This is a genomic window from Geodermatophilus sp. SYSU D01176 (genome assembly GCF_054050015.1).
This window is the reverse complement of sequence record NZ_JBJGYN010000002.1, coordinates 1-12,594: the sequence shown is the minus strand read 5'-3', so window position 1 is coordinate 12,594 and position 12,594 is coordinate 1. Positions and strand designations below refer to the sequence as shown.

Sequence of the window (12,594 nt, the reverse complement as noted above, 5' to 3'; positions counted from 1 at the left end):
GGCGCTGGACCGGTCGCGGAGCCCGCAGGCCCCCTCCAGGGCACCGCCCCGAGCGGGCGAGGGGTGGGGAGGAGGGGGTCCTTCCACCGACCGGGACACGGGCAGCGGCTCCACGGCGGCCGGGGACGGCGCCTGGCCACGGTGCGGTCCCCGATCGCAGCGGCACGGCGGGGTCGGCCGGTGGGCCGACGATGTCATCGCCTCACAGCGGTGTGCTGATCGGTTGACGGTTCGTGCCGTCGCGGCGGCGAGATCGGCGGTCTCGTACGGTCACCGGCCTCGACGCGTGAGAGATCGCCGATCTCACCAGTTGACCCACCCTCCGACCAACCCGCGAACCGCTGTCAGGCCATGCGGCGCATGGCGACGATGCCGCCCATCGAGTCCACGCTCACCACCTCCACCGGCCGCGCGAGGGTGGAGGCGTGCACCAGCTGGCCGTTGCCGATGTACATCGACACGTGGCCGACCGGGCTGTAGTAGAAGACCAGGTCGCCCGGCTGCAGGTCGGCCCGGGACACCGCGGTGCCCATCGTCGCCTGCATCCGCGACGAGTGCGGCAGGCTGATGCCGGCCGCGGCGTACGCGTACTGGGTCGGCCCGGAGCAGTCCAAGGCATCCGGCCCGCCGGCACCCCACACGTGGACGTCACCGACCTGGGCCAGCGCGGTGTCGACGGCGGCCTGCGCGACGCCGCTGGCCGCGGCCGCGGGCGCGGCGGTCACCGGCTGCCCGGCGTGCGCGGCCACGACCTCCTGCTGCTGCGGCGCCGACAGCGCATCGTACTGCGCCTGGTAGTCGGCGATGTCCGCCTCGAGCCGGGCCTGGCGGGCGGTGACGTCGTCCAGCGTGCGCCGGGCGGCGGCGGAGTCGGCCACCTCGTGGAGCACCTCGGTGGTGTGCCCGGCGATCGCGTCGAGGGTGGCCAGCCGGGAGACGAACTCCTCGGCCGACCCGCTGGTCATCAGCAGGTCCAGCTCGGCCATGCCGTCGCCGGAGGTGGAGGTGAAGGCCGCGCGGGCGACCTGGCGGATGTGGCCGTCGAGCGCGTCGAGCTGCGCCTGGGCCCCGGCGGCCGCATGGTCGGCGGCCTGCTGCTGCGCGAGGGTCTCGCGGGCCTCGTTCACCTGCTCGGTGACGACCTCGAGCTCGTGGGCGGCCCGGGCGGCCCGCTCAGCGGCCCGCGCGGCGCTGGTGGTCTCCTCCGGGTCCGCGGCGGCGGTCCCTGGGACCAGCGTCAGGGCGAGGGTGGCGGTGCTGCCCGTACGAGTCCGCGGACGATGCCGCGGGACGGGGTGGCGCGGGACGGGGTGTCGCGGGACGGGGTGGCGCGGCGGAACGCGGCCGAGGGGTGGGCTGGAACTGATCGACGGCATGCCCCAGGGCAGGGCGGGGGTCGCCACGGGCGGCGGCTCTCCGTTCTTCCCCAGCGACCGCCTACCGAGTTGGCTGACGGGTTGGGGCTGGGAAGAAGGCGCCCTATCCCCGCGCCCCGGCGGAGCGGCGCGCGGGAGAACTCACCCCAGTGCTGCGGTGGGTCCCTGGTTCCCCCTCGGCGCCGGTGCGGCGCGTCGGGCGATTCGGCGGTGACCGGCCGAGGTCACCGGATGGTGGTGACGACCACCCGGCCGGACCGCGTCACCGTACGGGGGCCGTGCGAGGAGTGGCGAACGGGGGCACGGTGAACCGTGAGGTCAGCGCCGCGTCGCCGGCTCGCCACGCGGCCGGTCACCCGTGCGGGCGACAGACGGAGCGGCGCCCTGGATCAGCCGGTGCGCCGCCCGGTGCCCTGTCCGCGGGTTCGCCTTTGAGGCGCGGCCCGCCGGACGGGGGCGGGCCGGGTGGGGTGCTCGTGGCGCAGCGGCGGCACCAGACCGGCGTCGGCCAGCACCCGGACGGCGCGGCGCTCGACCTCGTCGAACTCCACGACCACCCCCGGCGGCAGCACGACGACGTCCTCCGCGGTGCGCCCGTCGTCCCGCCGGCCGGTGATCGGCACCACGGTGGGGTCGGTCCCGCGCCGGCCCGGCGGCGCTCCCAGCAGCACGGTGACGACGCAGTCCCCGCAGCCGGTGCCGCGGGCGGTGCAGGTGTCGCAGTCGATGTGCACGGTCTCCTCCTCAGCCGGCCGACCCTGGTCGCGCAAGGCCGTCCGAGGCCCCGGTCGATCCGGGCAGGACGCTAGGAGCGGGCACCGACAGTTCCGGCTCAGCCGCCGGCGTACTCCCAGTGCCAGGGCTCCTCGCGGCCGTTGCCGGGATCGGCCCAGCGCGGGTGCAGGAAGCCGAAGCGGCCGGCGTTGGCCACCATCCAGGCGTACTCCACCGTCCCGAACCGCTCGACGCCACCGCACAGGTCGACGGCCAGGCCCCAGCCGTGGTCGCTGGTGCCCGGCACCGCCGCGAGCGCCGGCTTCTCGCCGTACAGCCGCACCTGGCCGGCGTAGCTCCGGTAGGAGTCGGTGAGGCACAGCGGTGTCCCGAAGGCACCGGCGAAGGCGCTGCTCATCCCCCGGTAGGCCGCCGCCGCGTCGCAGCGCAGCAGGTGGCCGGCGACCCCCAGCGGGCACATCGCGCTGGGCGGGATCAGCCCGTTCGGGAAACCGCCCCACGCCCGCCCTCCGGAGGTCTCGGGCGGGTACCGCACGTCGCCGCACTCGACGGGCAGCGCCCCGCCGGACGGTCCGGTCGCGGGGACGGCCGCGCGTGGCCCGAGGCCGGGCCGCCCGGCGCCCAGCACCCGGTCGGCCGCCGGACGGCCGACCACCACGGCACCGGCGCGGGCGTCGGCCGCCAGCACCGTCCGCCCGTCGAGGGCGATGCCCACGTTGCCCGGACCGGATCGCCCGGCACCGAGGAAGACCAGGTCCCCCGGGAGGACGTCGGCCGGGTCGACCGGCGTGGTCACCGCGTGGAGTCCCGCCTGGTCGTCCGGGAGGTCGATCCCCACCGAGGCGTAGACGGCGTGCACCAGCGATCCGCAGGACCACGCGTCCGGCCCCGCCGCGCCGGGGACGTAGGGCAGGTCCAGCGTGTCCACTGCGGCGCTGACCGCGGCGACCGCCTCGGCCGAGGGGACGACCAGGGGATCCGGTGCGCCGGGCAGCTGGGCCGCCCCGGCCTGCACGCCACCGCCGGCCGCCGGCACCGGCACCAGCCCGTCGGGCAGGCTCGCCGCCGGGTCGCGCAGCACCGCGGCCGGCGGCGGCGCGACGCCGGCCGCGGCCAGCTCGCCGAGGTACCCGTGCCAGTCGGCCGCCGCCTGCCGGCCGGCTGCCCGCTGCTCCTCCCGCTGCCGACCCAGCTGCCGGTCGACGGCGGCGACGGCGGCCTCCAGGTCCCGGCTCGCCGCGGCCGCGGCCGCCTCCAGCTCGGTGGTCTCGGTCGTGAGCTCCGCCGCTCGCGCACGGGCGGTCTCCCGCGTCCGCTCCGCCTCCGCCCGCCGCGCCGCCGCCTCCTGCCGTCGACGCTCCGCCGCGGCGACCACCGCGGCCGCGTGCCGCTCGGCAGCGTCGAGCAGGCCCCCCGCGGCGACGACGTCCCCGGGCCCCCCACCGGACAGCAGCACCGACAGCGGCGTGACCTCGCCGGCGTCCCGGTACACCGCCGAGGCGTGGCGGGCCACCTCGGCCCGGGCCCGAGCGAGGTCGGCGTCCGCCGCGACGATGTCGGCCTCCGCCTGAGCCGCGGTCGCCTCGGCAGCGGCGAGGGCCTCCCGGGCCGCGAGGACCCGGGACTGCCGCTCCTGCAGGTCGGCCTGCACACCGGCAGCGCGCCGCTGCAACTCGTCGAGCTCGGGGCTGTGCAGGAGGCTGGCGGTCGCGACGGCCGGGCCTGCGGGGTCGGCCGCCGCGGGCGTCGCCGACGTCAGCACGGCGGCGAGCACGACGATGCCGACGGACAGGGACGCCACCGCGCGACGGCCGGGGCGCCACCGGGAGAGCGAGTGCACGGACCACCTCTGCGAGTCGGGGACCGCAGCGGTCCTCGACGCGATGGTCCCCGGCGGCCCCGCGGGCGCACCAGAGGACGGTGCCCGGGTCCCCCGGAAGAGCGAGGAGGTCCTGGTCCCCGGCGCGCGTCCCCGGGACTGTCAGCGCCCCGACCTACCGTCCGCCCCGTGCGCCCTTCCCCCGCCCGGCCGGTGCCGCTCTCCCCCGCTCGCCTGGCCGGGACGGCGGCCCGCGCCGCGGCCGGGCTGCCCCGCTACGAACAGGCCACCATCGACGAGCTGGGCACCCCGCTGGCGGAGGTGACCTTCGTCGTGGTGGACCTGGAGACCACCGGCGGGTCGCCCAAGGACAGCGCGATCACCGAGATCGGCGCGGTCAAGGTGCGCGGCGGGGAGGTGCTCGGCGAGTTCCAGACCCTCGTCGACCCGGGCTGCGAGATCCCGCCCTACATCAGCGTGCTCACCGGGATCACCTCGACGATGGTGGCCGCGGCGCCGCGCATCGGCTCGGTGCTGCCGCTCTTCCTCGAGTTCGCCCGCGGAGCGGTGCTGGTCGCCCACAACGCCCCGTTCGACCTCGGGTTCCTCCGGGCCGCCTGCGCGGACAACGGCATCGCCTGGCCCGCCACGGCCTCGGTCGACACCGCCGTCCTCGCCCGCCGGCTGCTCACCCGCGACGAGGTGCCCAACTGCAAGCTGGCCACCCTCGCGCCGTACTTCCGCACCAGCACCGAGCCCTGCCACCGGGCGCTGGCCGACGCCCGCGCCACCGTCGACGTGCTGCACGGGCTGTTCGAGCGGCTGGGCCCGCTGGGCATCACCAGCCTGGAGGAGCTGACCGGCCTCACCCGCCAGGTCGACCCCGACCGGCTGCGCAAGCGGCACCTGGCCGACGACGTCCCGCACGGCCCCGGCGTCTACCTGTTCCGCGGTCCGCGCGACGAGCCCCTCTACGTGGGTACGTCGACCGACCTGCGCAGCCGGGTGCGCAGCTACTTCACCGCCGGCGAGCAGCGCAGCCGGATGACCGAGATGGTGGCGCTGGCCCAGCGGGTCGACGCGATCCCGTGCGCCCACGACCTCGAGGCCGCCGTCCGCGAGCTCCGGCTGATCGCCGAGCACAAGCCGCGCTACAACCGGCGCTCGCGGTTCCCCGAGCGGGCGCTGTGGGTCCGGCTGACCGAGGAGCCCTTCCCCCGGCTGTCGGTGGTCCGCCGGGTCCGCCCGGGCGCCGGGGTGTTCCTCGGGCCCTTCCCCGACCGGCGCGCGGCCGACGCGGCGGTGGCCGCCGTGCACGAGGCGCTGCCGCTGCGCCAGTGCACCGGCCGGTTGTCGGTGCGGGTGCTGGGTACCGCCTGCGCCCTGGCCGGCATGGGCCGCTGCGGTGCCCCGTGCACCGGCGCCCAGTCGGTGGAGGACTACGGGGCGCTCGCCGCCGTCCTGCGGACCGCCGTGGCCGCCGATCCGCACGCCCTGCTGTCGCCGCTGCTGGCCCGCGTCGAGCGGCTGGCCCGCGAGGAGCGCTACGAGGACGCCGCCGTCCTCCGCGACCGGGTCGCCACGCTGGTGCGCGCGGTACGCCGCCGCCAGCGGCTGGAGTCCCTCGCGGCGGTGCCCGAGCTGGTGCTGGCCCGCCCGGACGGCGAGGGCGGCTGGCAGCTGTCCGTCGTCCGCCGGGGCCGGCTGGTGGCCGCCGGCTGCGCGGCGCGGGGCAGCTCGGTGCGGGCGACCCTCGAGGGGCTGCTGGCCACGGCCGAGACGCCGCTGGGCCCCGACGGGGAGCTGGCCGCCTCGGTCGACGAGACCGAGCTGGTGCTGCGCTGGATGGAGAAGCCCGGCACCCGGCTGGTCCAGGTCGACGGCACGCTGGCCTGCCCGGTGCCCGGCACCGGCGGGTACAGCGACTTCCTCGAGCGGGTGGAGGCCGGCCGCGCCGGGCGCGACCCGTTCGCCGACGGCCGCGCCCTGGGCACCCGTGCCCGGCCCGAGCGGGTCCCCCGCGGCGCCGCCATGAGCCGGTGACCTGCTGGAACGGCCCTCCTGCAGGGGCCCGCGCCGAGCCGGTGACGTGCTTGGACGGCCCCGCTGCAGGGACCCGCCGCGAGCGGAGCGAGTGGTGGGGGGCAGTGGGGTCCTTCTAGCATCCCCGGCGTGATCACCGCCATCGTCATGATCGACGCGGCCACCGACGCGATCCCCGAGGTGGCCGAGGCCGTCGCCGGCCTCGACGGCGTCAGCGAGGTCTACTCCACCGCCGGCGAGGTCGACCTCATCGCGATCGTGCGGGTCCGCGAGTTCGACCAGGTCGCGGAGGTGATCGCCGGCCGCATCAACAAGGTGCCCGGCGTCCTGGAGACCGAGACGCACATCGCCTTCCGCGCCTACTCACGGCACGACCTCGAGGCGGCGTTCTCCATCGGCCTGGACACCGCCGACTGAGAAGGGACCCCCTCGCCTCCCACCGCTCGCCCGCTCGCGGCGGCCCCTGGGACGGGACCGTCAGCTCCGCAGCGCCCGGCTGGTCTCCACCCAGCGCGCCAGCCGGGCCTCCGCCCGCCCGTCGTCCACCGCGGCCGCCGCCTGCTCCAGGCCCGCGGCCAGGGCGTCGTGCAGCCGCGTCGGACGCTCGCCGAACGCCGCCAGCGCGGCGGCCGCGTTGAGCAGCACCGCGTCGCGCACCGGACCGGCCTCACCGGCCAGCACCCGCCGGAAGACCTCCGCGTTGAACGCCGGGTCGCCGCCCCGCAGCGCACCGGCCGGCGGCTCGGCGATGCCCAGCGCCGTCGGGTCGACCCGGTCGGGCTCCACCTCGCCGCCGCGGACGACCCACACCGAGGACGTCGTCGCGGTGGTGAGCTCGTCGAGGCCGTCGTCCCCCCGGAAGACCAGGGCCCGCGTGCCGCGCGCGGCGAGCACCTCGGCCAGCACCGGCGCCATCCGGAGGTCGGCGCAGCCGATGGCCGCCGCCGCCGGGCGTGCCGGGTTGGTGAGCGGGCCCAGCATGTTGAACACCGTCGCGATGCCCATCTCCCGCCGCGGCGCGGCGGCGTGCCGCATGCCCGGGTGGAAGACCGGTGCGAAGAAGAAGCCGATGCCGGCCTCCTCGACGCAGCGCGCGACGGCCGACGCCGGCAGGTCGATGACCACACCCAGCGCCTCCAGCACGTCGGCGGCGCCGGAGGACGACGAGGCGGCGCGTCCGCCGTGCTTGGCGACCGGCACCCCGGCGGCCGCGGTGACGACGGCGGCCATCGTGGAGATGTTGACGGTGTGCGCGCCGTCGCCCCCGGTGCCGACGATGTCCACCGAGGCCAGCGGCAGCTCGACCGGCGTCGCCTGGGCCAGCATCTCCGCCGACAGCCCGCCGAGCTCCTGCGGCGCCACGCCCTTGGCGCGCAGCGCGACGGCGAAGGCGGCGATCTGCGCCGGCGTGGCCTCGCCGGTTATGACCTCGCGCATCGCCCAGGCGGTGTCGTCGGCCGAGAGGTCCTCGCGCGCGAGCAGGCGGGTGAGCAGGGCCGGCCAGGTCGGTCGGGTGCTCACCGGACGACCGGGCGCCGTCCCACGCGGTCGCGCAGCAGGCCGGCGACCACGGCGGGGGCGGTCAGCGGGTCGACCGGGAGGGGCAGGGTGGCGTCGGCCCGCGACCAGTGGGCGAGCCACCGGTCGGGCTGTCGGGCGATCAGGACGCACAGCGCGGGGTGGTCGGCGACCTCCACGGTGAGCTGGCGGGCCAGCGCCAGGCCGCCGGTGGGCTGCGACTCGCCGTCGAGGATGCACAGGTCCACACCGCCGTCGTCGACGGTGTCGACGACGTCCTCGCCGGTGGCGCACTCGACCCAGGTCAGGGGACCCACGTCGGTGGCCGGGCGGCGGCCCACCGCGGTGCGGACGGCGGCCCGCACCTCGGGCCGGGAGCTGTAGACCAGGACGGTGGCCGGGGCGGCGTCACTCACGGCGCCGAGCGTAGTGGCAGGGGGCGCGCCGGCCAGGCAGCCCGGGATGTCGGTATCGACGAGGTCACGGCGCCGCTCCGACATCCCACCCGCGGTCGTGACCTTGCCGGGAGCGATGCCATGATGGCCCGGTGACAACGGCTCCCCTGGCGAGCAGCACCTTCGACACCTCCCGGGTGCACTCCCTGACCCGACCGAACCTTGTGAGCGTCGGCACGATCATCTGGCTCTCCAGCGAGCTGATGTTCTTCGCCGGCCTGTTCGCCATGTACTTCACGGCGCGCGCCCGGGCCCTCGAGGGATGGCCACCGGAACCGACCCATCTCAACCTGCCGTACGCGCTGACGTTCACGATCATCCTGGTGGCCTCCTCGGTCACCTGTCAGCTCGGCGTCTTCGCCGCCGAGCAGGGCAACGTCTACGGCCTGCGGCGCTGGTTCACGATCACCTTCGTGATGGGTCTGATCTTCGTGCTCGGCCAGGGCTTCGAGTACGTGCAGCTCGTCGAGGAGGGGACGTCGATCTCGTCGTCCACCTACGGGACGGTCTTCTACCTCACCACGGGCTTCCACGGACTCCACGTCATCGGTGGCCTCGTCGCCTTCATCTACATGCTCATCCGGTCCACCATGGGCCGCTTCACGCCGGCACAGGCGACCTCGGCCATCGTGGTCTCCTACTACTGGCACTTCGTCGACGTCGTGTGGATCGGGCTCTTCGCCACGATCTACCTGATCCGCTAGGGAAACGGTGTCCACCACGAACCCGCAGTCCGACGCCCCGTCCGACGAGGGGGCGCACCGCGGCCTCCGCCGCTGGTCCCGCCGTCCCGCCGACGGGTCCCCCGCCGCCGCGGCCCGCGCCCGGCGCCGCTCCAAGCAGCGCCGCCGTGTCGCCAACGTGGCCGGCCTGATGGCCGCCCTGGTGCTCACCGGCACCCTCTACTCGGTGCTCGCGCCCGCGCACGCGACCGAGGAGAGCACCGCCAGCGAGTCCTCCGCCGAGGCCGCCGGCCGCGAGCTGTACGAACGCAGCTGCATCACCTGCCACGGCGAGAACCTCGAGGGTGTGCCCACCCGCGGCCCCTCGCTGATCGGCGTCGGCGAGGCCGCCGTCTACTTCCAGGTGCACACCGGTCGCATGCCCCTGGTCCGCCAGGAGGCCCAGGCCCCCGACAAACCGGCGGTCTTCTCCGACGAGGAGATCGACCAGCTGATGGCCTACGTGCAGGCCAACGGCGGCGGGCCCACGCTGCCCTCCGGCGACCTGCGCGAAGGCGACCTGGCCGAGGGCGGCGAGCTGTTCCGGCTCAACTGCGCCTCCTGCCACAACTTCGTCGGCGAGGGCGGCGCACTCTCCTCCGGCAAGCGGGCCCCGAGCCTCGAGGACGCCAACGACCTCGAGATCTACACCGCGATGCTGAGCGGCCCCGAGAACATGCCGATCTTCGGGGACAACCAGCTCACGCCCGAGGAGAAGCGCTCCATCATCAACTACATCCAGACCGTCAAGGAGCAGGCCGACCCGGGTGGCTTCGGCGTCGGGCGCATCGGCCCGGTCGCCGAGGGCGTCGTCATCTGGGTCGTCGGTGTGGCCGCCCTGCTGTTCGGCATCTTCTGGATGGGCAGCAAGGCGTGAGGGCGCGCACCATCTCCACCACGGCACCACGAGCGCTGACCACGGGCGTCGGCGAGGAGGCAGCAGCGTGAGCACGCGCGAGAGCGCCCCCGGCTCCACCGGCGGCGCGGACGTCCCCGGCCCCCTGCACGGCGGCCCGGACGACGACTACAGCCCCCAGCAGCTCGCGACCATGTCGCGTGAGGAGCTCGACCTGCTGGGCGCCCGGTACGACTCCGTGCAGGTCCTGCACGTCGACCCGGGTCCCGAGCCGGGCTCCCCGGTGGAGCGGCAGGCCGTCCGCCAGGTCGCGCTGACCTTCGGCCTCGCCGGGCTGGCCGCCTTCGCGGCGTTCGTCATCTACGTCGGCTCCGGCTGGTTCCTCCCCGACTGGCAGTGGACCATCACCGAGGGGGGCTGGAGCGCCGTCTTCACCCCGATGATCGGGGCGCTCGGCGGGCTGGCCCTGATCCTGGTCGGCGTCGGTATGGTGCTCTACACCAAGAAGCTGCTCCCGCACGAGACCGCGGTGCAGGACAAGCACGACGGGTCGCACTTCGACCGGGTCACCACCGGCGCGACCCTCGTCGGCGGTCTGCACAACAGCGGCCTGGCCCGCCGCAAGCTCATCACCCGCTCGCTGGTGTTCATGGGCAGCGGTCTGGGCCTGATGCTGCTGATGCCTCTCGGTGGCCTGATCCGCAACCCCAACACCGGCAACCCGCTGGGCACCACCAGCTGGGCCGAAGGCGTCCGCCTCCTCCGCGACGACGGCAGCCCCATCCGCCCCGGCGACCAGGAGCCCGGTTCCCTGGAGACGGTCTTCCCGGCGGTCAGCGGCGGCAACCGGGAGTCCGACGCCGCGACGATGCTCATCCGGCTGCGCCCGGAGCAGATGTCGATCGACCGCCCCCGCACCGGCCAGGAGGACTTCGGCTACGGCGACTACGTCGCCTACTCGAAGATCTGCACCCACGCCGGCTGCCCGGTCTCGCTCTACGAGCAGGAGACCAGCCGCATCCTGTGCCCGTGCCACCAGTCGCAGTTCGACGTGACGCAGGGCGCCAAGCCGGTCTTCGGTCCGGCCACCCGCCCGCTGCCCCAGCTGCCGATCACTGTCGACGACGAGGGCTACTTCGTAGCGCGTAGTGACTACATTGAGGCTGTTGGCCCCACCTACTGGAACCGGGAGCGCATCTGATGGCCCGTACCGCCACAGCGCCGGGTGTCCCGACCACGCGACTGGGCAAGGCGGCGCTGGAGGTCGACGACCGCCTGATCGTCGCCGGCCCGCTCCGTCGCACCCTCAACAAGGTCTTCCCCGACCACTGGTCGTTCTTGCTCGGCGAGATCGCGCTCTACTCCTTCGTCGTCCTCCTGCTGTCCGGCACCTACCTGACCTTCTTCTTCGACGCCTCGATGCGCGAGGTCGTCTACGAGGGCACGTACGCGCCCCTGCGGGGCGCTGAGATGTCCGCTGCCTACGAGTCGACGCTGTACATCTCGTTCGACGTCCGCGGCGGCCTCTTCATGCGTCAGCTGCACCACTGGGCGGCGCTGCTGTTCGTCGCCTCGATCGTCATCCACCTGCTGCGCATCTTCTTCACCGGTGCCTTCCGGCGGCCGCGCGAGACGAACTGGCTGATCGGGATCGCCCTGCTGGTGCTCTCGTTCGCCATGGGCTTCACCGGCTACTCCATGCCGGACGACCTGCTCTCGGGCACGGGGCTGCGGATCGTCTCGGCGATCATCCTGTCCATCCCGGTCGTGGGCACCTGGGTGCACTGGGCGGTCTTCAACGGCGACTACGTCGGCGAGTTCATCGTCGGCCGGATGTACATCGTCCACGTGCTGATCGTCCCGGCGATCATCCTGGCGCTGATCGCGGTGCACCTGCTGATCCTGGTCAAGCAGAAGCACACCCAGTTCCCCGGCCCGGGGCGGACCGAGCACAACGTGGTCGGCAACCGGCTCTTCCCGGCCTTCGCCGGCAAGGCGGGTGGCCTGTTCTTCATCGTGTTCGGCGTCTGCGCCGCGCTCGGTGGTCTGGTGCAGATCAACCCGGTGTGGCTGTGGGGTCCGTACAACCCGGCGCAGGTCTCGGCCGCGTCACAGCCCGACTGGTACGTCATGTTCCTCGACGGCTCGACGCGTCTGTTCCCGGCGTGGGACATCAACCTGCCGGGCAACTACACGATCCCGGCGCTGTTCTGGCCGACCGTCGTGCTCCCCGGCATCCTCTTCACGCTCCTCGCGCTGTACCCCATGATCGAGCGCAAGCTGACCCGGGACACGGCCTCGCACCACCTGCTGCAGCGTCCCCGCGACGTGCCGGTGCGCACCTCGCTGGGCATGATGGCGCTCGCCTTCTACGTGGTCCTCATGATCTCGGGCGGGAACGACGTCATCGCGGAGAAGTTCGACATCAGCCTCAACGCGATGACCTGGGCCGGCCGGATCGGGCTGATCATCCTCCCGCCGATCGCCTACGTGACCACCTACCGGATCTGCCTGGGCCTGCAGAAGCACGACCGCGAGGTCCTCGAGCACGGCCTGGAGACCGGCGTCATCCGGCGGCTCCCGCACGGCGAGTTCATCGAGGTGCACCAGCCCCTCGGCCCGGTCGACGAGCACGGCCACGGCCAGCTGGCCTACGGCGGCGCTCCGGTGCCCAAGCGGATGAACCAGGTGGGCGGCGCCCGCCGGGCCATCCGCGGGTTCTTCAAGCCGATCGAGGAGCCGGCGCAGGTCGAGCTCGAGCAGCGGCGCGACGAGCACGGCCTCGCCGCCGCGGAGGCCGACCGGGAGCTCACCACCTCCGGTCGTCCCTCCGACGGTGGCCGGCCGCAGGAGCCGCGCGACTGATCACCCGCACCACCCAGCAGGGCCCCGACGGAGTCTCCGTCGGGGCCCTGCTGCTGTCCGGGGGGGGGGGGGGGGGGGGGGGGGGGGGGGGGGGGGGCGGGGGGGGGGGGGGGGGGGGGCGGGGGGGGGGGGGGGGGGGGGGGGGGGGGGGGGGGGGGGGGGGGGGGGGGGGGGGGGGGGGGGGGGGGGGGGGGGGGGGGGGGGG

11 protein-coding genes and 1 riboswitch are annotated in these 12,594 nt (G+C 74.9%); of the genes, 6 read left to right on the top strand and 5 right to left on the bottom strand.

Features of this window, described 5'->3' with window-relative positions; genetic code table 11:
- Positions 1-344: 344 nt before the first annotated feature.
- From ACI78Z_RS01650 to ACI78Z_RS01640, 3 genes are all read right to left on the bottom strand, one after another.
- Positions 345-1,403 carry a C40 family peptidase gene (locus ACI78Z_RS01650; RefSeq protein WP_457034774.1) on the bottom strand — a complete coding sequence of 353 codons (1,059 nt, stop codon included), beginning with the start codon at positions 1,401-1,403 and terminating at the stop codon, positions 345-347.
- A 16-nt stretch (positions 1,404-1,419) separates the two neighbouring features.
- Positions 1,420-1,568, bottom strand: a riboswitch (cyclic di-AMP (ydaO/yuaA leader).
- A 197-nt stretch (positions 1,569-1,765) separates the two neighbouring features.
- Entirely contained in the window at positions 1,766-2,110 is a 345-nt protein-coding gene (locus ACI78Z_RS01645; RefSeq protein ID WP_457034773.1) for a hypothetical protein, read from the bottom strand.
- A 98-nt stretch (positions 2,111-2,208) separates the two neighbouring features.
- The gene (locus tag ACI78Z_RS01640) at positions 2,209-3,912 is read right to left on the bottom strand and encodes a D-alanyl-D-alanine carboxypeptidase family protein (RefSeq protein WP_457034772.1); all 1,704 of its coding nucleotides are present in this window, start codon (positions 3,910-3,912) and stop codon (positions 2,209-2,211) included.
- A gap of 207 nt (positions 3,913-4,119) precedes the next feature.
- Here ACI78Z_RS01640 and ACI78Z_RS01635 point away from each other — a divergent pair, with 207 nt between their 5' ends.
- Entirely contained in the window at positions 4,120-5,973 is a 1,854-nt protein-coding gene (locus ACI78Z_RS01635; protein ID WP_457034771.1) for a DEDD exonuclease domain-containing protein, read from the top strand.
- A 129-nt stretch (positions 5,974-6,102) separates the two neighbouring features.
- The gene (locus ACI78Z_RS01630) at positions 6,103-6,390 is read left to right on the top strand and encodes an Lrp/AsnC family transcriptional regulator (RefSeq protein ID WP_457034770.1); all 288 of its coding nucleotides are present in this window, start codon (positions 6,103-6,105) and stop codon (positions 6,388-6,390) included.
- Positions 6,391-6,450: 60 nt separating this feature from the next.
- On the opposite strand, the gene trpD is transcribed toward ACI78Z_RS01630, so the two are convergent.
- Both trpD and ACI78Z_RS01620 read right to left on the bottom strand, forming a co-directional pair.
- Entirely contained in the window at positions 6,451-7,494 is a 1,044-nt protein-coding gene (gene trpD, locus ACI78Z_RS01625; RefSeq protein WP_457034769.1) for an anthranilate phosphoribosyltransferase, read from the bottom strand.
- Positions 7,491-7,907 (bottom strand): hypothetical protein, encoded by a 417-nt coding sequence (locus ACI78Z_RS01620; RefSeq protein WP_457034768.1) that lies wholly within the window; start codon positions 7,905-7,907, stop codon positions 7,491-7,493. Before ACI78Z_RS01620 ends, trpD begins: the two co-directional genes overlap by 4 nt.
- Before the next feature lie 131 nt (positions 7,908-8,038).
- On the opposite strand from ACI78Z_RS01620, the gene ctaE reads away from it, so the two are divergent.
- The 4 genes from ctaE (at position 8,039) to qcrB (ending at position 12,389) form a co-directional block, all read left to right on the top strand.
- Positions 8,039-8,650, top strand: coding sequence for an aa3-type cytochrome oxidase subunit III (gene ctaE, locus ACI78Z_RS01615; protein ID WP_457034767.1), 612 nt, complete (start codon positions 8,039-8,041; stop codon positions 8,648-8,650).
- Positions 8,651-8,657: 7 nt separating this feature from the next.
- Positions 8,658-9,545, top strand: a complete 888-nt coding sequence (gene qcrC / locus ACI78Z_RS01610; protein WP_457034766.1) for a cytochrome bc1 complex diheme cytochrome c subunit — start codon at positions 8,658-8,660, stop codon at positions 9,543-9,545.
- Between the two features lie 67 nt (positions 9,546-9,612).
- Positions 9,613-10,725, top strand: a complete 1,113-nt coding sequence (gene qcrA, locus ACI78Z_RS01605) for a cytochrome bc1 complex Rieske iron-sulfur subunit (protein ID WP_457034765.1) — start codon at positions 9,613-9,615, stop codon at positions 10,723-10,725.
- On the top strand, positions 10,725-12,389 hold the full coding sequence (gene qcrB / locus ACI78Z_RS01600) for a cytochrome bc1 complex cytochrome b subunit (protein ID WP_457034764.1): 1,665 nt from the start codon (positions 10,725-10,727) through the stop codon (positions 12,387-12,389). Before qcrA ends, qcrB begins: the two co-directional genes overlap by 1 nt.
- Positions 12,390-12,594: the final 205 nt, after the last annotated feature.

Coding starts and splice junctions, on each gene's coding strand:
- qcrB (WP_457034764.1), top strand. CDS start 10,725: ATGGCCCGTACCGCCACAGCGCCGGGTGTCCCGACCACGCGACTGGGC.